The sequence below is a fragment of the Caballeronia sp. LZ024 genome, assembly GCF_031451455.1.
Taxonomy (GTDB): Bacteria; Pseudomonadota; Gammaproteobacteria; order Burkholderiales; family Burkholderiaceae; genus Caballeronia; species Caballeronia telluris.
In genome coordinates this window covers 16,547-33,961 of record NZ_JARUXL010000005.1, presented here as the reverse complement: position 1 = coordinate 33,961, position 17,415 = coordinate 16,547, and the positions used below count along the sequence as shown (strand labels likewise).

23 protein-coding genes are annotated in these 17,415 nt (G+C 58.2%); 11 read left to right on the top strand and 12 right to left on the bottom strand.

What is annotated here, in order from left to right:
• Positions 1-212: 212 nt before the first annotated feature.
• Together QCE48_RS29440 and QCE48_RS29435 are read left to right on the top strand one after the other, a co-directional pair.
• The gene (locus tag QCE48_RS29440) at positions 213-1,130 is read left to right on the top strand and encodes a hypothetical protein (RefSeq protein WP_309788812.1); all 918 of its coding nucleotides are present in this window, start codon (positions 213-215) and stop codon (positions 1,128-1,130) included.
• Positions 1,131-1,184: 54 nt separating this feature from the next.
• On the top strand, positions 1,185-2,117 hold the full coding sequence (locus QCE48_RS29435; RefSeq protein WP_309788811.1) for a hypothetical protein: 933 nt from the start codon (positions 1,185-1,187) through the stop codon (positions 2,115-2,117).
• A gap of 73 nt (positions 2,118-2,190) precedes the next feature.
• Here the strand turns inward: QCE48_RS29435 and QCE48_RS29430 are convergent, their stop codons facing one another.
• From QCE48_RS29430 to QCE48_RS29405, 6 genes are all read right to left on the bottom strand, one after another.
• Positions 2,191-2,592 (bottom strand): hypothetical protein, encoded by a 402-nt coding sequence (locus QCE48_RS29430; RefSeq protein WP_309788810.1) that lies wholly within the window; start codon positions 2,590-2,592, stop codon positions 2,191-2,193.
• Between the two features lie 89 nt (positions 2,593-2,681).
• Positions 2,682-3,152 carry a hypothetical protein gene (locus tag QCE48_RS29425; RefSeq protein WP_309788809.1) on the bottom strand — a complete coding sequence of 157 codons (471 nt, stop codon included), beginning with the start codon at positions 3,150-3,152 and terminating at the stop codon, positions 2,682-2,684.
• A gap of 84 nt (positions 3,153-3,236) precedes the next feature.
• Positions 3,237-3,449, bottom strand: coding sequence for a YjzC family protein (locus QCE48_RS29420; protein ID WP_309788808.1), 213 nt, complete (start codon positions 3,447-3,449; stop codon positions 3,237-3,239).
• Positions 3,392-4,813, bottom strand: coding sequence for a cation:proton antiporter (locus QCE48_RS29415; protein WP_404983471.1), 1,422 nt, complete (start codon positions 4,811-4,813; stop codon positions 3,392-3,394). Before QCE48_RS29415 ends, QCE48_RS29420 begins: the two co-directional genes overlap by 58 nt.
• A gap of 12 nt (positions 4,814-4,825) precedes the next feature.
• Positions 4,826-5,647, bottom strand: coding sequence for a tetratricopeptide repeat protein (locus tag QCE48_RS29410; protein WP_309788806.1), 822 nt, complete (start codon positions 5,645-5,647; stop codon positions 4,826-4,828).
• A 1-nt stretch (position 5,648) separates the two neighbouring features.
• A complete protein-coding gene (locus tag QCE48_RS29405; RefSeq protein ID WP_309788805.1) occupies positions 5,649-6,593 on the bottom strand; it encodes a Ku protein in 945 nt (314 codons plus the stop codon).
• 199 nt (positions 6,594-6,792) lie between these two features.
• Between QCE48_RS29405 and QCE48_RS29400 the strand changes: the two genes are divergently transcribed.
• Both QCE48_RS29400 and QCE48_RS29395 read left to right on the top strand, forming a co-directional pair.
• Positions 6,793-7,503, top strand: a complete 711-nt coding sequence (locus QCE48_RS29400) for an SOS response-associated peptidase family protein (protein WP_309788804.1) — start codon at positions 6,793-6,795, stop codon at positions 7,501-7,503.
• Between the two features lie 42 nt (positions 7,504-7,545).
• Positions 7,546-7,725, top strand: coding sequence for a hypothetical protein (locus QCE48_RS29395; protein ID WP_309788803.1), 180 nt, complete (start codon positions 7,546-7,548; stop codon positions 7,723-7,725).
• A gap of 294 nt (positions 7,726-8,019) precedes the next feature.
• Here the strand turns inward: QCE48_RS29395 and QCE48_RS29390 are convergent, their stop codons facing one another.
• The 4 genes from QCE48_RS29390 to QCE48_RS29375 all read right to left on the bottom strand — a co-directional run bounded on the left by QCE48_RS29390 (position 8,020) and on the right by QCE48_RS29375 (position 10,434).
• The gene (locus QCE48_RS29390; protein WP_035510755.1) at positions 8,020-8,214 is read right to left on the bottom strand and encodes a hypothetical protein; all 195 of its coding nucleotides are present in this window, start codon (positions 8,212-8,214) and stop codon (positions 8,020-8,022) included.
• Positions 8,215-8,315: 101 nt separating this feature from the next.
• A complete protein-coding gene (locus QCE48_RS29385; protein ID WP_309788802.1) occupies positions 8,316-9,137 on the bottom strand; it encodes a CsgG/HfaB family protein in 822 nt (273 codons plus the stop codon).
• Between the two features lie 176 nt (positions 9,138-9,313).
• The gene (locus QCE48_RS29380; RefSeq protein ID WP_309788801.1) at positions 9,314-9,496 is read right to left on the bottom strand and encodes a hypothetical protein; all 183 of its coding nucleotides are present in this window, start codon (positions 9,494-9,496) and stop codon (positions 9,314-9,316) included.
• Positions 9,493-10,434, bottom strand: coding sequence for a hypothetical protein (locus tag QCE48_RS29375; RefSeq protein WP_309788800.1), 942 nt, complete (start codon positions 10,432-10,434; stop codon positions 9,493-9,495). Before QCE48_RS29375 ends, QCE48_RS29380 begins: the two co-directional genes overlap by 4 nt.
• Positions 10,435-10,624: 190 nt before the next feature.
• Here QCE48_RS29375 and QCE48_RS29370 point away from each other — a divergent pair, with 190 nt between their 5' ends.
• From QCE48_RS29370 to QCE48_RS29360, 3 genes are read left to right on the top strand one after another with little or no spacing between them, the layout of a single operon-like run.
• The gene (locus QCE48_RS29370) at positions 10,625-11,191 is read left to right on the top strand and encodes a hypothetical protein (protein WP_061168020.1); all 567 of its coding nucleotides are present in this window, start codon (positions 10,625-10,627) and stop codon (positions 11,189-11,191) included.
• A 54-nt stretch (positions 11,192-11,245) separates the two neighbouring features.
• The gene (locus QCE48_RS29365; RefSeq protein WP_074169375.1) at positions 11,246-11,488 is read left to right on the top strand and encodes a hypothetical protein; all 243 of its coding nucleotides are present in this window, start codon (positions 11,246-11,248) and stop codon (positions 11,486-11,488) included.
• Positions 11,485-12,297, top strand: coding sequence for a hypothetical protein (locus tag QCE48_RS29360; RefSeq protein ID WP_309788799.1), 813 nt, complete (start codon positions 11,485-11,487; stop codon positions 12,295-12,297). The genes QCE48_RS29365 and QCE48_RS29360 overlap by 4 nt, the downstream gene beginning before the upstream one ends.
• A 602-nt stretch (positions 12,298-12,899) precedes the next feature.
• Here QCE48_RS29360 and QCE48_RS29355 read toward each other — a convergent pair.
• Positions 12,900-13,991 (bottom strand): CAP domain-containing protein, encoded by a 1,092-nt coding sequence (locus QCE48_RS29355; RefSeq protein WP_309788798.1) that lies wholly within the window; start codon positions 13,989-13,991, stop codon positions 12,900-12,902.
• A 389-nt stretch (positions 13,992-14,380) separates the two neighbouring features.
• Here QCE48_RS29355 and QCE48_RS29350 point away from each other — a divergent pair, with 389 nt between their 5' ends.
• From QCE48_RS29350 to QCE48_RS29335, 4 genes are all read left to right on the top strand, one after another.
• Positions 14,381-14,599, top strand: a complete 219-nt coding sequence (locus tag QCE48_RS29350) for a ribbon-helix-helix protein, CopG family (RefSeq protein WP_309788797.1) — start codon at positions 14,381-14,383, stop codon at positions 14,597-14,599.
• Positions 14,593-14,958 (top strand): type II toxin-antitoxin system VapC family toxin, encoded by a 366-nt coding sequence (locus QCE48_RS29345; RefSeq protein ID WP_309788796.1) that lies wholly within the window; start codon positions 14,593-14,595, stop codon positions 14,956-14,958. Before QCE48_RS29350 ends, QCE48_RS29345 begins: the two co-directional genes overlap by 7 nt.
• A 298-nt stretch (positions 14,959-15,256) precedes the next feature.
• Positions 15,257-15,472, top strand: coding sequence for a hypothetical protein (locus tag QCE48_RS29340; protein ID WP_309788795.1), 216 nt, complete (start codon positions 15,257-15,259; stop codon positions 15,470-15,472).
• 8 nt (positions 15,473-15,480) lie between these two features.
• Positions 15,481-15,693 carry a hypothetical protein gene (locus tag QCE48_RS29335; RefSeq protein WP_309788794.1) on the top strand — a complete coding sequence of 71 codons (213 nt, stop codon included), beginning with the start codon at positions 15,481-15,483 and terminating at the stop codon, positions 15,691-15,693.
• 52 nt (positions 15,694-15,745) lie between these two features.
• On the opposite strand, the gene QCE48_RS29330 is transcribed toward QCE48_RS29335, so the two are convergent.
• The gene (locus QCE48_RS29330) at positions 15,746-17,128 is read right to left on the bottom strand and encodes an ATP-binding protein (RefSeq protein WP_309788793.1); all 1,383 of its coding nucleotides are present in this window, start codon (positions 17,126-17,128) and stop codon (positions 15,746-15,748) included.
• Positions 17,129-17,415: the final 287 nt, after the last annotated feature.

The following is a 17,415-nucleotide window of genomic DNA, read 5'->3' as shown; positions in this document are numbered from 1 at the left end:
CCCGAACAGCAGTGACCACAGCATGAGAAAGACATTATTGACTGAGGAATACCGCCATCGATGGCGAATACGATCGATGTTAGTTCGGCGTTGCCTGCCCGATTTCGCTCAATTCCAAAGCACTTAATTTTGGCAATATGCGTTTTTCAGTCTATAACTGACAATGCTCAGTAATATTGGTGATAGGAAAGCGTAATACCTTGGGGGCTCTCGTGATTCCGAGGAAGATTTTGATTTTTGTGGTTGCATCGCTCAGCGCAACGGGGAATGTCGCTGCGGTTGATTGCTTGGGCGACATTAAAACCGGTCTCGGTGTTCAAGGTATGTCTCGGGCACTTGATGACGGCGGGCTTATCGCCTTTGCGAAAATGAATATAAATGTGGACGGCTCAGGGAAGGGGTACCACCGACTTAACAAAGGCGGCGGTGCATTAATTCATCTTTGTAATGCAGGGCGCGTGTATTTGCCTTCGGGCGAAAGTTACAATCCAGCGGTGAGCCAATACTGTACGGGCCGGTTTATGGATGATCTAACGCGGATTGAGTCAGCAGGCTGGAACGACCCTTCGGTAGGCGCTATCCACTGGTATGGAATAGTGGGCGAGGGGCGTGCTGAGATTAATCATCATGCAGTCATCGACGTTAAGCCCATAAAGAGTGCGTCCGGTTTTTTCGTCTCGCCCACGACGTTATTTGATCCTTCAATAACCGATCGTGGTGACCAAAAGCGCTACGTTGACCCGCTTATCGTTCAAGCCGCAGTAGCGCCGAAATCGATCGCGTCGTTTGCACCCATGGGTAGCTACGGTGTTGCCATTGATCGAAAGAAAGGGATCGCGGTTCCCTTCATTGTTGGGGATGTAGGGCCACGAATTGGCGAAGGAAGTGTCGCGCTTGCTAGAGCGGTGGCCGGTCTCCCTAAGAAGACTGATATTGCTTATTCGGAGCGCTATGCGGGTGCGCAAGACCAACCAAACGTTCTTTGGGTTTTTTTCGGACGGAGACACGGTGTTGGCAGCTACGATAGTTCAGATCCTGAAAAGTCGAACGCCGCTGCTGAAAGCGCATACAAGCAATGGGGTGGAAAATCCCGTCTAGATGCTTGCCTAGTACGCGCCCCGCGTAACTGACGAATCATCGACGCGACTACACGGACCCAGAGAATCGCCCTGAAAGGACTCGCGATGCGTATGTTATTTCGACCGAGCACGATTGCGTGGTTGGTGACAATGCTGTCCGGCCAGAATCTGGCCCTCGCCCAGAGCTGTCCCGGGCTTTCGATGGTGGAATGTCGCGCAACGGGCGAAAACGGCGGGAAGTTATTAAATAGGCTTAATAGCAAGGGCAAGCCAGTATGGCTGTCGCCCTGCGGGATGAAGGTCAATACCAGCCCGGAGCGCCTAGACAAATTATGCGAGCAGATTGCCACTTGCCCAGGGTCGGGAGCGTTCGGCGGCTTTCTTTCCGCCGTCACGGAACATTGCAGACGAAAGCAATTCGACGGCTATTTCGGGCTCGACGGAATCACCTTCGGAATTCTTGACTGGACACAGGATAATTTGCCTAGCGTACTCGGAGCGTATCAGAAAAGAAACCGGGAACGATTCAACGAAGTCTTTGGCAAGCTTGGAATGCCGATGAAGAACGGTTGCATCGATGCACGTTGGGTATGTAACGCAAATCGACAAGGGACACTGACGTGCGACCAAGAATTTAACGCGGCATTAAGGAAGGGTCTGCAAGATCCGGATTTCAAGAAGGCAGAGCTGGACGTCGCGCTGAGGACGTACCGGACACGTTTAAAAAAATACGCGCCACTCGGCCTAAAGTCCGAGTATGGTAATGTCGCGATGTTCACAGTGGGCAACAATCTCCGACCAGTGTCACAATGCGAGCCCACAGCGTGGAAAGCCGCCTGCATAGGGAAGGATCGCGGGGAGCCTGCGGTGGTTGATTGTATGCTGAAGATTTACGCTGACAACGGCTGCCGGGGAACGGGCACCCGTGAGGAGGCTAACGCCCGTGTGAAGGCGATCCAGGAGCGATATAAGGACCGGCGCGACGTTCCGCTAGCGTCTATCTCAACGGACGCTATCTACGAATGTGCTAGCAAATAATTCGGGTTCAAGCAGCGTGATCGCGCCGTTTTGCGTCGCTTTAACATTCGCTTGGAGCGAAGTTCCGGAAGCTCTAACTAAGCGGCGTCAGGCTATCGGACCGGACCGGATACTGTTTCTCCATTTCTTCTTCCAACTGCGAAAGTAGCGCTGATACTTCCTTTGCCGGGGTACCTTCTATTTCGAGCTGGCGCAGCAGCGCTTGATAACGGACCTTGTAGACAGCATTCCAGTCTGACCTCGCTCTTAACCGAAAACGATTATCAAACGCTATAAAAAGCCCGGGAATCGCGGCGGCAACAGCTACCGCGATTTTGGGAACTGCAAATTCTTCCGTGGAGAGCGCTCCCATGATCGTCGCAGCTGAGCTAGAAATAATGGCGATAAAATAAAACACCTCTGAGGTGTACAAAAAAACATTTTCGAGTCGCGCGCATTCCTTCGACTTTTGAGAAAGGTACTCTCCTATGTCCACGTCTGTCTCTCCCTCGTTGTCTGACTGACTTGCACGCGGTTCTGCGGAATGACTGGCTCCGTCGGACCGAAACGGCCGGTCACCGAATTTCAGGACCCGCTTTTGCGGTTATCGGAGGTGTCCCTCGTGACTTGCGCACGTCTCACGTCCACCCGGCCGTTGGAGAACTGGGGATGTTCGGTCCAATCAACAACCTCGGCGTCGATCTGCAACTTGAATTCGACTGCGCGTTCGACGGATGCGACTGTGTCGACTTGCTCAGCGATGTCTGTCGGGATATCGCCGCCCGCGACGAGCACCGCCTTGCCGGTGACTTGCCACTCTTTCCTCGTGCCGTGGCATGTGAAAAATAGGCTGAAGCCGGTTTCCGACAGCGGTTCATCCAAGGTGGCCTCGTCCGCCGAAACCAGATTGACCGACGAATGCGGGTCAAAAGAGGCGGTCCATAGCGTGGCGACGTCGTGCCGATCGGTGCCGAGAAGTTGTTCGGCACGGTCGAAACCTTCTCGCACCTTCGTAACGGTGCGCGAGAGAGGATCAATGAGGTACGACCGGAACATGGCGCCTCCTCGCCAGCGACGGATGCTGGGGGTTGTTGGCCGGCGTCGGCTCCGACTGCCGGTCGCGGCCAGACATTTCACGTCCTACTTGTCGCCGCTGCCGAGCTCGCTGTGCTTGTGCGAATGGGTCGCTGCGTGAACCAGCTCGTAGTGTGCTCCTTTGCCGCTTCGGGTCGGCGGAAAATGCTCGCCCTCGACGCACGTCACCTCAAACTCCGACTCGCCGTCGCCTTCCTTCACTACCTTGTAGATACCCGAGGTCTGCACCTTCTCGCCGGGCTTGTGCTGGTCTGCCATCTCATTCTCCGGAGGTCACTTTTGCCAACCGCCCAGCAAGTCTTGTTCCTGGCCGAATACCGTTTGCTCAGGTACCGGTCGAGCAATATCGTCGCGCTGCTACCGTGTAGAAAGACGGAAAGGACAATCGCCGCAAGGATGACGGGCAGCAGGTTGGCGACGGTCGCGCTGCCTGCCTTTTCCGACGAGAACAGCAGGTAATAAAAGGCACTGACGCCGCGTAAGCCGAGCCACCCTGAAAGCGCGCGCTGGTGCCGATCCATCGACGAGCCAACAAGCGAGAGGCTGCTGCCCAGCGGGCGCGCGACGAAGAACAGAAACAGGACTGGCCAGATGGCGGACCAGTGGAGAAGCTCCTGCCAGTGCGCGGAGACGACGCTGCCGACGATGACCATCAAGCCGAGTTCGACGAAGCGCTCCATTTCGACCGAGAATCCCATCATGTTCTCAGCAATGTAGGCGTGAGCCAGTTCGGGGTCCTTGGCCGCCTCTTCTCGCTGGCCACGCTCAACCGATTCCAATACCTCGTTCGGCGGCTTTTCGCCAGTCGCCTTCATTTCCTGGCGGCGTAGCGCGACGCCTGCGATAAACACCGCGATGAAGGCGTAGCCATCGACAATGAGCGTCGCTCCGTACGCCAACGCAACCAATCCAAGCGCCAGAAATCCTTCCAGACCGAGCGCATGGTCGTAGTGCGTTCGCAGCCTGGTCACGAGGACCACGATGCCTGTTCCCAACGCCCATCCGATGATTACGGCGCTCGCCAGTCCCCATGCGATCGCAAGCGCAAACGTCCACGGATTGCTGCTTCCGAGCGTGTGAACACCGCAAAGCGCGAGCGCGATGTAGACCATCGGCGAGGCCGCACCGTCGTTGAGGCCACCCTCTGATGACAAGGCGAAGCGCAGGGGCTCATCATCGCCCGCTTCCTCGACGCGCAATTCGTTTGCAAGGACAGGATCGGTCGGCGCCAGCACAGATGCCAAAAGCAGAGCAGGTCCTGCGGCAAGCCCCAGTCCCCAGTGCGCCGCCACGAACAACGCGCCGATGGTGATCAGCATGGCCGGGCCGGCAAGGCGCAGCGTTATGCGCCAAAGCGGATTCGAGAGATCGATCCGCAGGTACATTCCGATCGCGAACAGCGACACAACCAAACCGGCCTCGGTGAGCGTGCGCAAGAGCGTGACATCACGTTGGAGGTCGATGGTCAGCAACCCGGCGCATGCAGGGCCGAGCAAGAAGCCGACGACGAGATAGACCATCGCACCGGTCATCGGCAAGCGCTCGACAAACTTGCGGCCGATTGCCATGAGGATCATCAGGGCCCCGACGATCAGGAACCAGAGGGATTCGATGACCAACACTGCCTCCTTGCATTACGGCTTCTGCAGCTTGCGGAAACTGTTGAAATGACGGATCGCGCCTGCCTGCTCCCCGAGTTCCTCGTAGACTCGCGCGGCGTTGAAATGCGCGTCCGCGAAGTCGGGCGCGTGCTCCACGCACAGCTCGTACGACCGCAGTGCTTCGCGGAAGCGCCCAGCATCTTCCAGCGCGACGCCGATGTTGAATAGCAATACGGGATCGTTCGGTTGATAGCGAAGGGCGTTGCGGTAGACCGCTATCGCATCGTCGAACCGTTCGGTGTCGACGAGGATGCCGCCAAGGTTCAACGATGCGTCGGTATAGTCGGGGGCGCGGGCAAGCGCCTGCCGATATGCAGATTCGGCCGCGTCAATGTCCTCGTCCTCTAGCGAGCGGGCACGGTGAAAGAGGTCGGCGGCGACTTCTCGAGCCTTGTTTGCAAGCGGCGCCTGCAGCGAAGCGATGTTTGGTGCGGCGGGTTTCACGTCAAAGTCCAGCAGCAGTTGACCGGTCTCGGCATCCCACTGGCGGCTCGCCTCGTCGCTCACCGCAACGCGGTCGCCGACGGCCGCAATGCGCACACCGGTGAGCGACCCTGTATGTCCCCAGCTGTTGCGCAGGTGATCGAGTGCGCGGACGATCTTCAAAGGCGACACGCCCGCGACGCGCAAGGCGTGCGCGGTCCTGAGCATGACAATGTCCTGGAAGGTAAAACGCCAGTCGCGCCGCTCGCCGCTTGGAGAGACGAAACCGGCCGCGACCAGCTTCTCTACGACGCTCCGAGAGACGCCCAGCATGCGCTGCACTTCTCGGAGGCTGTAGCCATGATCAGGCATGTCACCTCTTCGTGCCGGTTTTGCGTGCTGGTGCGGGTTGATCTTCGGCCGCACGGCGAACTGAGCGGCGTTTTGGGGCCGGCGCTTCCTCCGCCGGTTCGGGCGTGGGCGCGGTCGCTCGGGCTGTCTGTCGCGCCGGGCGGGGTGCCGCCGCCGGTTGTTCTGAGACGGGCTTTCTCTTCAAACTGGCGCGCAGTGCTTCAACGAGGTCGATCACTTGCGCCCCAGGCTGTTCGACGGCGGGCGCGGCGGTGATTTTGTTGCCCGCGATCTTTTTATCGATCTCGGCCAGGATGCGTTCCTTCTCTTCATCCTTGTAGGCTGCCGCGTCGTAGCTATCTACGCGGTACTGCTCGATCAGTTGCTCGGCGAGCTGCAGTTCCGTGGGCTGGATGTCGGTTTCTTCGATGCCAATATCGGCTTGGGAGCGGACTTCGTCCGCGTAGAGCAAGGTTTGGAGGATCAAACCGTCGTTGCCGGCGCGCACCTGCACCATGTGCTGTTTGCCCTTCCAGGTCCAGCGGGCTACGGCGCAAGTGCCGCTGTCCTTCATGGCTTCCTGCAGTAGCCGGTACGGTTTGCCGCCGCGCTTGTCGGGGGCGAGGTAGTAGGGCTTGTCGAGGTAAATCGGGTCGATCGCCTTGGTGGGCACAAACGACACGATGTCGATCGTGTGGCTCGCGCTCGCCTCGAGCGCCTCCAGTTCCGACTTCTCGAAAATCACGTACTTTTCTTTCTCGAACTCGTAGCCCTTGACCATATCGGCGCGCTCGACGACCTTCCCGTCGTGCGGGCAGACGTACTGCTGTTTGAGCCGGGTGCCGCAGTCTTTGTGCATCAGGTTGAAGCCAACGCCGGACTTGCTTTCGGTCGCTGTATAGACCTTCACCGGCACGGAAACGAGACCGAAACTGAGCGTCATCGACGCGATCGAACGGGCAGCCATAGGAACCTCTCGCAGGTATCTGGCCGGCCACGCTCGATGCCGCTGAATAGCGGCTAGAACCTGCTGGGCGGCATGGCCAACGGGCAGTTCATGCAAAATGGGTGCCACGGCCTCGGGCGCCAGAAGCCTTCACAGGATAAAGTCAGGGCGTATGGCGAGCCGTTACCTATGAAAATCTGGCAACGAAGGGTGAGAAAAAGTGTGCACCAGCTACGAGTCTAATCCGAAAGACCGCTTCGACGTCTTCAGCCTGTTTCCCGTCCCGAACTTCGACTACAAGCCGGAAATATACAAGGACTATGCTGCGCCGATCTTCCGCCGCGTCGACGGTGAGTATTTGACTGACGCCGCGACGTTCGGCATGGTCCCGCGCAGGTTCATTCCGCAGGGCGTGAAAGCATTCGATACGATGAACGCCCGCTCCGAGTCAGTCGGCCAGAAGACGAGTTTTCGCACCGCCTGGAACAAGCTGCAATTCGCGCTGATCCCCTGTCGCCGGTTCTACGAGCCGGACTATGAGACTGGCAAGGCAGTGCGCTGGCGAATCGGCATGGCCGATGGCGCGCCGCTCGCGATCGCTGGGCTTTGGCGTGCATGGAAAGATCCGGCCGATGGCTCAACCAGCCTGTCGATGACGATGTTGACCGTCAACGCCGACGATCACCCGCTGATGAAGCGGTTCCATAGGCCGGGAGCGGAAAAGAGGTCGGTTGTCATCATCCCGCCGACGGAATATGAAGACTGGCTGTCTTGCAAGAGCACGGACGAAGCGCGCTCGTTCCTGCAGCTTTATCCGGTTGAGGCGATGCACGCGGAGCCGTTTCCTCTGCCGCCCCGAACCGCCAAGCCGAAGGCAACGCCTAACGTTGATCTGGCGCAAGCATCCCTTCTTGCGGATGACGGCGGCTGATCGAGGCAGAAGATACTTGTATCCACAACATGGAGAAAGGCGATGCCTACTTATCGAGCGGCATATGTTCCGCCGGAAGTCGGTTCGAATGGCGTCGGCGTGCTGCTGACGACGCAAGAGCATTCGACTTTGACTGACGACGAGCTGATGGCAGTCGCGCGTCAGGTGGCGGCTGCCAATGACGTGGAAGGCGAGATTGTCATCGGCGAGTGGAGAGAGTGATGTGACATAGACGTCGCGTCGTCGATGGCACCAAACACGGGGGCGAAGAGCTCGAACTTTGACGCTGAACGGTCACAGCATCGTTTCTTCGTCGAAATGCGGGTCGACGACGTAGCAACCAGCGCGGCCGGCAACGGCCACTGGGCGTTCGCGAAGTGAGTACTTGAACGTCTGCCACGTAATCCGTCGTCTCAACAGAAGCCGTCCAGCGTTGAATTCGTAGCGCATCATCGTACCTATCTAACAGTAGGGCCGACGCGAAGCTCCTGCCCGGCGGCGGCCATAAGAGATGCTTTAGGCGCGGCTACCGAGCGCGCGCTCGATCTTGCGATCTGTCTTGTACTGGCCGAGTGCGAAAACGGACCAGATAGCGGCGGGAATCCAGCCGATCAGGGTGATCTGCAACAGAAAGCAGATGATTCCGGCGATCGGACGGCCGATTGTGAAGAACTGGAGCCACGGGATGATGATGGCGAGAAAGAGGCGCATGTGAGCTTCCTTTGATGGTTCGATGAGACAGGTATAACGGCCAACCTAAACGGGTCCTTAACTGGGCGGAACGATGTGCTGCCTTCCGCCCTTAAGCTCGATCAGTTGACGACCAGAGCGCCACCGTTGCCGAGGCCGCCCTTGACGTTCTGCGCGCGGTACTGGCGAACCGCACCAACGAGGTTGTTGAGCGAGTCGGTGAATGCCGCGACCACGACCTTGCCTTGCGCCGTGCGTGCATAAGCACCGCCGCCCGCACCGCCTGCGCCGCCGAAGCCGCCGGCGAACACGCCGGAGAGCATGCCGTAGTCGACATTGCGCGCCGACCCTTCAGCGGCCGCGAGTTGGACGCTGGACCGGTTATCGACGAGCGTCAGCATGGTCGACGCTTCCTGTGCCTTCATCGTGCCGGCGGCACCGGCGAGCACACCGCCAACCACGGGCACGAATGCGAGCAGGCCCGCTGCCCCACCGCCCGCGTCGCGGTTGCTGAATGTCACAGTCGGGCTGATCGTGTAGTCGGCTGCGACCATCTGGCCTTTGTGCATCTTCGAGGTCTTGCGCAGTTCGCCCGAGGAGTTCAGGGCGCGTTCGCCCATCGCCGTCCCGAGCGCGCGACCGCGATCGACGATCACGAAGCAGTTGCTTTGCTGAACGAGCAGCTTCAGGACGGGCACCGTCGAACCGAGCTGGTATTGACCAGTGAGAAGGCCGTACCACGGCGCTTCCGTATCCTCGACGATGGCGACCGTGCCGAGCGGCGCGGTGCAGTGTTGGAGGCCCGCGTTTGCGTTCTGCGACGCTTCGCCAGCAGTGGAACCGGTCGCCGTCGTCTTGGCGGATTGCGCACCCATCTGCATTTCCGAGCAGGCGGAGAGGGCAAAAACAGACAGGGCGGCGACGCCGATGATTTTGAGCTTCATGTTTCCTCGTTGTATTCGTGAGTTTTCATTTATGGCGCAACGGCCGATTGAGCCAGCAGCGGTTGCGCTTGTCGCGCAATCGCTTTCATGAGCGAAGACAAGGCTACCGGCCGTTGACGGGTGTCGGATTTGGAAAGACGCGCGTTTTTGAGCGTCTTTTCGTTTTCTGCGGTTGTCTAACGCCAGCGACGCTCGAGCGGGGTCACTCGCCACCACACGCCGTCAAGGCTCGATGCTTGTGCGCGGATGCGACGCATCGCCCCGCGCTTCACCATCAGTCCGCCGTCCTTGACGAAACCCATGGCATTCAATGCCTCCGTGGTGTAGCGCTTTCTCAGCGTTGCGTAGATGCGCGTCATGACGACTTACCGGCCGGAGCGGCAGCCAACGTGGGCGCGCAGCTAAAGCCTGTACGGTCGCCCCGCAGTATTTCCACATCCGCGCGGTTCGCCCGCACGAGGACGTTTCGCGACCCGGTTGTCTCGTCGAAGAGCCGAACGTATGAACTGCCACCCACGCCATGCCAGACCGCGCGAGCGTCGCGCGTGCCCCATTTGTCGGTCGTCGGCAACTTGCAGAATTGGACCTTCATACCGCTGGCCGCTGCGATCGCGGCGAGTTGCGTGTGCTCAGCGTCGGAAAAAATAACCACTTGGCCGGGGGCTGAGCGCACCCCGAGGTTGGCCATCGCCAGATTCAGAATGGCGGGCCGCGTCGCGACAAGAATGCTGAAGACGGCCATTGCGAGCACGCTCACGGTGAGCCGATGGTTGCTCCGCTGCGCCTTCGCGGGAACGATGAGCAGGAGGATCGCGGTGATCGCGCCCACTGCGGCGAAGAACATCAACGTCTCGTGCATGCGCGCGTCCGGTGCCTGATCCCTGACGAAAATGAGGAGATAGGCGAGAGGGAGCGCAACGAGGAACGACATGAACACTGTCGACCGGTTATCGACAGCCGGATGCAGCGAGGAGCCGGGCGGCTGGCCGCGACGCTTGAGCCGGAAATTGTTGGCGAGGACGAGGAGCTTAAGCGCCCATAAGGCTGCGAAAACACCGAAGCTGACCCCGATGACGGCGATGCATGTGAACGAAAAAGCAGCCGACGCGAGGAAGAAGGCGTCACCGAGGGACAAACCCTCGGGCACGATGCTTTCGAAGTAACAGTAGGCGACCAAGATAACGCCGCCGAGGATCAGGACCGCTTTCCATGCGGTCGCAAACGATGCTTGAATGACGTCGATGAGCGACTTGACCAGCTTGATCGCGTCGACGGGTTCTTTCTTGTTGGGTTCCATGGGACCTCGCTTAGGTGACGATAGCGACGCGGATTCATTCGCGTCATGAACCAGCCTATCGACCCCTTTGCGAAGTCAAGGAGCGAACGCAACAACGGCTACTCCCTCAAGAAAATGGTTCTGAGGCCGTTAAACGTGCTGAGTCAAGGCATCTACATCGTCGAAACCATCACGAGGTACACGGCAAAAAATGACCGAGAAGACAGAGAACTACCGGGGATATGTTCTCGTAGCGCGGGCCAGCGATTACGGCGCGCGTTGCTGGGCGTGGAAGGACAACTCGCCGGTTCACAAGATGTTAGGCGGGACCGTGAAGGATGCGATTGCTGTCGCACGTCGAGCTATCGATGACGAACTCGGTACACCGCGGCGACAAGGAACGGAGGCTGATGTTGGATACACGGCTGCACTCGCGGCGGTGCTTCCTAACTTGTCGGCCGCGCAAGTTCGGATGCTTCAGGCGCATTATCACGCGCCAGATCGCACAATCACTGCGACCCAACTTGCTGCTGCAGCGGGCTATGCGTCTTACACTGGCGCGAACTTGCAATACGGAATGATAGGGAAGGCAATCCTCGAACAGCATCCACTGAAGGTGGCGGAGAAAAAGGACGGTACGCCGATATATACGTTCGCTCTCGCTGACGAAGCCGTGCGCGACCAGCCGGGCGATATCGACGCGCCCGAGTGGAAATGGAGGATGCTTCCCGCGCTCGCGCACGCGCTCCGCGTATCTGGAACGGTGTCGAACGAATAGGGAAATAGGTGCGTATAAGAACGCTAGGCGGATTACCAGAAAAAAGAGTGAACTATGAGCCTAAAGGATGAACTAGGCGTTGCCTCCGTTAATGAGCTGCGCCATGTGCGCTCGCGCACGAAAGGCACGATGGGGCAGACGGAAATCGACGAATACGAAGAAGTGACTCCCGAGGGATGGGTGGTTGCCACATACACCATCACTGAACATACAAACCTGCGCGGCCTCGAATCAACGCGGTCTATCGCAAAGCAGGTAGTCACCCCGACTGCGTGCACGCCCTCGGAAAAGCGATGAGCGAACGCACTCGCACAAGGATTGGATTTGCCGTCGCGCTTCTCGCCATGGCCTCCCTGGGAGCGTGCTCGCGTGCAGACGGCGACCCAAACGCGACGGCGGACGCGACGAACAGAAACGCGAACGCGCAGTCCGACCAGGCTCGAGCGGCTGCCGAGGGAAAGAAGATTGGTCACGTCCTGCCATTCCGAATCTGTAGGCTGGCAGTCAATGACAACTTCACCAATGGATACACGCTTGAGCAGGCAGAAATTCGCGTGTCAGCATCCGCAAAGCCCGAAGATTGGTTCGCTACGACGGCATCTGCCGCTCAATACTTGGCAGATGCTGGCGTTGCTGAAGCCATCGAACTTGATGTCACACGCGACGACTTGCCGACCGAGGGCGTGGCCGGTATGTACGCGTGGCTCGGCAAAGTCAACATTGGCCGTGACGCTAGCCAATCGAACGCGCGAAAACTCCCATACGATTGGACGGCATTCACGCCAATCCTAACGAGCGCGGAGCGGGCAGCCCCGTTGGACAGCGCAGCTATAAGAGATGCATTCGATGAATTGCCGCAGCGCCTTCAAGAGGACGACAAAGTGAATGAGGCAGCGGCTCGGATCAAGAAGCGATTGGGGCTGAAGTATGTGCCCGATCTTTCGTTCGCGGGGCCGGTTTTCAGCGGAAATGCGATGGCAGACCGAAAGCTCAGCGATTACTACATCGAGGCCGGGGCCGATAGCATTAAGCAGCTCGAACATCTGAAGGACTTGGCGCGCGGAGCACCGGCTCACAATCTGGAATGCCCCGACTGGCACTTGTGAGTGTCTAGACTGACGGATGGCGAGCGCAACTAGAAGTGACAGCTCGCGTCGCTCGGCTGCGCTCGGCTGGCGTCGCCGCGTGGGTCCACAAGAAATTCGTCGCCTCCCTACCGCTTTCGCCGGAACTCTTTCGGGTTATAGACTGCTTTCTGCCACGCCGTGGCTTGCTTCCGCCGGCGGCTTCCGCGAACGGCGCGGATAAGCGCCAAGGCTAATACAACGCAGGCAAATGCGAAGAGGCGAGTTCGTTCCTGGTGTACCAACTCCACGATGTGCGAAACCGCGAAGGCCAATTGACCGTTTCGCTCGGCAGATCGGAAAAGCAGGAACAGCCCGCCTAATATGAGCAGCCAGACCAGAGCGATCTTCCCGCGAGATGCGCTTGGCCGAGATTGCAGCTGTCTCAGATTGGGATGGACATATCCGCTTCGATTCGGACTTCCGCTACCCGAATTTCGTCGGCGCATTTCTTTGCGATACCAGTCTCTGTCGTCGAGGCTCATCAAACTTCTCCTAGTCGATTGTCGTTCTTCGAGCACGGATGCCAGACCGCCCGATGCCGCTCGGGCCTCGCTAAAAGCCGTGCTTACCCGAGGCGGCGCTTACAGAACGGCGGGCGGACGAACACCGCCACCGTTCAACTTTTGAGCCTTCGTTGTGCTCGCGGCCTTGGTGGTGAACGACCATGTGAGATCTAGCGAACTGTTCTGCGTCCCATTCGCCCCGAATGTGGTCAGAACGCCGACGACATGCACCGTGTACGTGGCGTTTGAGTTGAGCGGCTTGAAGGGAACGCACATCGCAGCGTTCGTGAGTTGCGTATCGTTGGCAGACGTCTGAAGCTGACACGCCACCGCATTCCCGCCGCTGTCGGTGACCGTATAACTCACGGAACTCAACTTGGACATCATGTTGCCCTGAATGGTGATGGGGTAACCGGTGTACGTCTGGTTGTACTGAGGCGCGGACGCGAACGGGCTCGGGATTTCATTGACGTACCAATCCGTCGGAATGTCCGTCTCGTTCGGGTACGGATATGCGATGACTTGCGTAATGCTCAGGGTGGACGTCTGGTTGCCGAAGTCGATGTTGAACGCCCCCCACGTCGAGCTGGAGGCGCTGCCCACTCCCATGCTTGCGAAGTTGTCGAGCATGAGAACTCGATGATAGGGAGCGTCGAAGAGCCCCCGGACGCCCACGAGAGAGTCAGTGAATGCGCGCACATCACCGGCAGACGTTACCTCGCCCCAAGTCGAATAGCTGCCTTGCTTGTCGATGCGGTCGCCGGGGTACGCGCCGGTAAATCCTGGCAAGCCAGCAGTCTCCCCATGGCTCAAGATGGAGTTGTCGGCAAGATAGACAGCATGGTTTTGCGACGACGTCGTCAGCCCTTTATCGACCGAGAGTGCGGTCGTGTAACCGACGTTGTGCCGCATGGCATTGAGGTAAGCGACGCTGTCGGCGATGGGGTCTCCGGTGGCCGCAACGCTCTGTACCGTCGATGCCGGGGGCAGGAAGTTCGCTTTCTGCGACGCGGCTGGCGAGCCGCTCTGGCTCCCTGTGTTGTTCGAGCTTCCCGCACTGTTCGAGTCGGAGGAGCCCGAACCACCGCCGCATGCGGCGAGCACGGCGACGGTCAAGGCCGTCAAAGCGGAAAGTCGGATGGACGGCAATGCAGCAGACGACTGTTTCAAACCAAGCCTCATTAAGTTCGTTGGACGCCCTGAGCTGGCGTTCCGATCGTTTCTCGTATTCACCGACCCGTCGCTAGCGAGTGGATCGTTGACGAAACCAGTCTTGTGTGAAAAGGGTCTTGTCAAGGCAGCGAAGCCGCGCCTACTACGCCGGCGCGCTATGAATCGCTGCAAATCGGGCACGCCTGCCCGGACCGGCAGGAGCATATTGAGCAGAAAGCTGGTTCTTGCGCGGGCGAAAGACGCGGCATTTCGGGCGTCTTTCGTCTGGACAAAACAGAATGCTGGGTCGGCAGGGTTACGAGTCGATTCCCGCTTGGAAATCGGTAACGCTTGTTTTAAACGTACCGGCGATATATGATATGTATATCATACACGGAGGTGTGGCAATGAGCAGGATCTTGGTTGACCTACCGGATTCACAGGTCGATGACTTGGCTGCGATTGTGGAAGCAGAGCAACGTCCGCGCGCGGCAGTGATTCGTGACGCCATCGAGGCCTACATCGCACAACGCAAACGTACCCTTGGCACGGACGTGTTCGGCCTGTGGAAAACCAAAAAGGTCGATGGTCTGACGTACCAGCAGGAGCTTCGCTCCGAATGGTGAAAGCGCTGTTTGACACGAATATCCTCATCGACTATCTCGGCGGCATAAGCGCCGCGAAGAAGGAGTTGGGGCGGTATGAGTACCGTGCCATCAGCACGATCACGTGGATGGAGGTCCTTGTAGGCGCGTCTTCCGAGGACGAGGGATCGATTCGGGGGTGGCTAGGCACATTCGACGTTATTACGCTTGACAGTGCCATAGCCAACCGCGCGGTCGAAATCCGCAAAGCAAGGCGGGTTCGTCTTCCTGACGCGATCATTTGGGCAACGGCGCAGGTGCATTCGATGTTGCTCGTTTCGCGCAATACGAAGGACTTTCCGGCGGACGAACCGGGTATTCGCGTCCCATACAAAGTGTAGGAAGCACGCGCTGGAGCGCATTTACGAACAACACAAAAATACTTCGCGAGCTATCCGGGCGTTAAGCTCGAGAATTGGCTGAGCGACTGATCAAGAAAGCGAGTCACCGAGGCAGGAAACAAACCACCATCTTCAACCCGACCCCGGCACTCGCTCTGCTGGCAGCGATCAATGTCTTGCGTGATTCTTCCGAGTCGAGAAAAATGCCCAGTGGCGATCCGCTGACTGATGCCGTTGTGCAGCTTCATTTCGACGCGGCCGACATGTTGGAACAGTCGTCGAGGAGCTAGGACAGCTTTTGGTTGACCATATCGAGCGGCATCAACCAGAGGCTTCGCGGTTTGCCGCCATCAAAGCGTTGGGCGCGGCAGCGAAGGCGCTCGCCATGATCTATGGGCCGTCCATCGTGCCGCCCAAGAGTCACGAGGAGCAACTGGAGTGGGCGTACAGGATCTTGCAGGCTGGCTTCGCCGAAAACGTCGATGTGACGGCGAAGCGTCCCCCGAAGCGATAGGACCGCACATGCGCAAAGAGTACGAGCTACAGACGGACGTATTGGACACGGTCGTCGCAGCGACACCGGTCAAGAAGAAGCACACCGAGTTGCTGACGGCGTTCGCGACACGCACCGACTACCGGTCTCTGTGTTACGTCATGACCCGCGATATATACGGCACCTCACCGGCTCGGATCATTGATGCCGACGGCCGCGAAATTTCGCCTGACTCACTTTAATCACGCAATTTCGGCGATATCGGCAACCATTTCGAAAACGCCGCTCACTGGTTCAATTATCGTCGTGATCGTCGCCGTTACGACGTTCTCGTTCCCAGTGAATTCCCGGCGGGGGTTGGGACGTGTAGTACCCTCGACCGGCACTTGACGGAACGCGCATGGTCTGTCGTACAGTGTGATCGATTTTCTCTCCCGCCAGCTCTATTCCATGCGCTTCCGCTTGCATGCGTACATAACCTCGCAGCATTTTTTCGCGATAGGTGTACAGCCCCGGGTTCGATGGGTCATTGACTAGAATGGCGCCGTAGCTCAAGTCGCGGAGCTTTCTGATTCGAGCGCAGAACTTCTCGTAGCTCAAAACTATGCTGTTTCGCCTTTGCTTCATGATGTACTCATACGAGCTGTACATCTGTTTCATGAAACGCTCGAGATATTCGGAGTCCGCTGTTGCCCACAGAACTTCCTCATATTCGCCGCTACGTTTGTTAACGGCGTCTTGATATGGACGCTTTAGCTCGGCGCTGATGCTGTCAATAGCGTGTCGAAGACCGGCATGATAGTGATCCCATTTGATTTCTGTGAGTGGAGTGGGATCGTCGAAGGCGCACCACAACATCTTTTCAGTAATGAAATGCGCGTAGTAGGGGTAACCGTCGCATACGGCTGCAATGCGGATGTATATTTCCTTGTCGACGCTGATGCCGAAAGCGTCAGCAGCGGCGAGTACTATGTCCCATCGCGCGGTCCAGCTTAGCTTGGGGAGTTCAATGCCTTCGAGTTGGCGAATCGCTGACTGATGTGCACCCAACAGCTCGTCAAGGGACTTGCCCACTCCCGTGAAAATCAGTTTCAGAGGCACCTTCTTGTCACCCATCTGCTTGATCAGGTCTGCAAACGCAGCGCGCTCCCTAGGTTCGGAAATTCGATCAAATTCGTCCAGAACGACGATAGGGCGCTCGGAGTGCAGGTTTGCGGCTTCACGGAGCACTTCGACGGCATCTGCGAGAGAGACGATCTCTTCGTGGAGGTTTGCCTGCGTAGTTTCGCTCGCGAGCGCGGCTTTAAGAAATCTTAGCTCGATACCCACGGACGTATTTCGCTTGGTCTTGCGAAGGCGGCTAGCGTGAATTGCTTGATACGCGATGTTAGCTACGATGCTCCGAAGCGTCGCGTCGGGGCTGCAACCCACGTCTATATATTCTGAATCGACACTTTGATATTGATTGGCAGCGGTTGCCGCGAGAGATGACTTTCCGACGCCACGGTCGCCGTAGATGAAGATGTGACGCCCGGCAGCGAAGAGCGCTTTCTCTATTCGATCGAGCTCTTGTTGGCGGCCGAAGAGATGCTCGACGCTTTGTATTGGCTGAGACGCAAAGAGCACCTCGTTCAAGCGTGTGCCAAAGTGCTGTTTGTCGAAATTTTCGATTGCCATATTCTCGTTGTTCTGTCGCTAGAGGATTTTCGGAGCGGTTGTGCGAGCAGCGTGTTCAGAGGCCATGCTGAGAGACGAGATAACATTCTGACAGGTTTGGGCACCACCAAGGAGGACTGTCAAATGGCGGCGACCGCAAAGCAGGCAGGGTACACGGACAAGAGACCAACATCGCCGAATACCGGGTAAAAGCTAGATAGGCTAGTTGATTTGTAAACTAAAGATTTTCACGAAGGAGTACACGTGCGGCAATCCCGGTGGCATTTTTCGCCGCGCGACCGGGCGAG

Bases quoted from the DNA above. Each gene is read 5' to 3' on its own strand.
- QCE48_RS29435 (WP_309788811.1), top strand. From the start codon at position 1,185: ATGCGTATGTTATTTCGACCGAGCACGATTGCGTGGTTGGTGACAATG.
- QCE48_RS29425 (WP_309788809.1), bottom strand. From the start codon at position 3,152: ATGTTCCGGTCGTACCTCATTGATCCTCTCTCGCGCACCGTTACGAAG.
- QCE48_RS29420 (WP_309788808.1), bottom strand. From the start codon at position 3,449: ATGGCAGACCAGCACAAGCCCGGCGAGAAGGTGCAGACCTCGGGTATC.
- QCE48_RS29410 (WP_309788806.1), bottom strand. From the start codon at position 5,647: ATGCCTGATCATGGCTACAGCCTCCGAGAAGTGCAGCGCATGCTGGGC.
- QCE48_RS29405 (WP_309788805.1), bottom strand. From the start codon at position 6,593: ATGGCTGCCCGTTCGATCGCGTCGATGACGCTCAGTTTCGGTCTCGTT.
- QCE48_RS29395 (WP_309788803.1), top strand. From the start codon at position 7,546: ATGCCTACTTATCGAGCGGCATATGTTCCGCCGGAAGTCGGTTCGAAT.
- QCE48_RS29390 (WP_035510755.1), bottom strand. From the start codon at position 8,214: ATGCGCCTCTTTCTCGCCATCATCATCCCGTGGCTCCAGTTCTTCACA.
- QCE48_RS29385 (WP_309788802.1), bottom strand. From the start codon at position 9,137: ATGAAGCTCAAAATCATCGGCGTCGCCGCCCTGTCTGTTTTTGCCCTC.
- QCE48_RS29380 (WP_309788801.1), bottom strand. From the start codon at position 9,496: ATGACGCGCATCTACGCAACGCTGAGAAAGCGCTACACCACGGAGGCA.
- QCE48_RS29375 (WP_309788800.1), bottom strand. From the start codon at position 10,434: ATGGAACCCAACAAGAAAGAACCCGTCGACGCGATCAAGCTGGTCAAG.
- QCE48_RS29370 (WP_061168020.1), top strand. From the start codon at position 10,625: ATGACCGAGAAGACAGAGAACTACCGGGGATATGTTCTCGTAGCGCGG.
- QCE48_RS29365 (WP_074169375.1), top strand. From the start codon at position 11,246: ATGAGCCTAAAGGATGAACTAGGCGTTGCCTCCGTTAATGAGCTGCGC.
- QCE48_RS29360 (WP_309788799.1), top strand. From the start codon at position 11,485: ATGAGCGAACGCACTCGCACAAGGATTGGATTTGCCGTCGCGCTTCTC.
- QCE48_RS29350 (WP_309788797.1), top strand. From the start codon at position 14,381: ATGAGCAGGATCTTGGTTGACCTACCGGATTCACAGGTCGATGACTTG.
- QCE48_RS29345 (WP_309788796.1), top strand. From the start codon at position 14,593: ATGGTGAAAGCGCTGTTTGACACGAATATCCTCATCGACTATCTCGGC.
- QCE48_RS29335 (WP_309788794.1), top strand. From the start codon at position 15,481: ATGCGCAAAGAGTACGAGCTACAGACGGACGTATTGGACACGGTCGTC.
- QCE48_RS29330 (WP_309788793.1), bottom strand. From the start codon at position 17,128: ATGGCAATCGAAAATTTCGACAAACAGCACTTTGGCACACGCTTGAAC.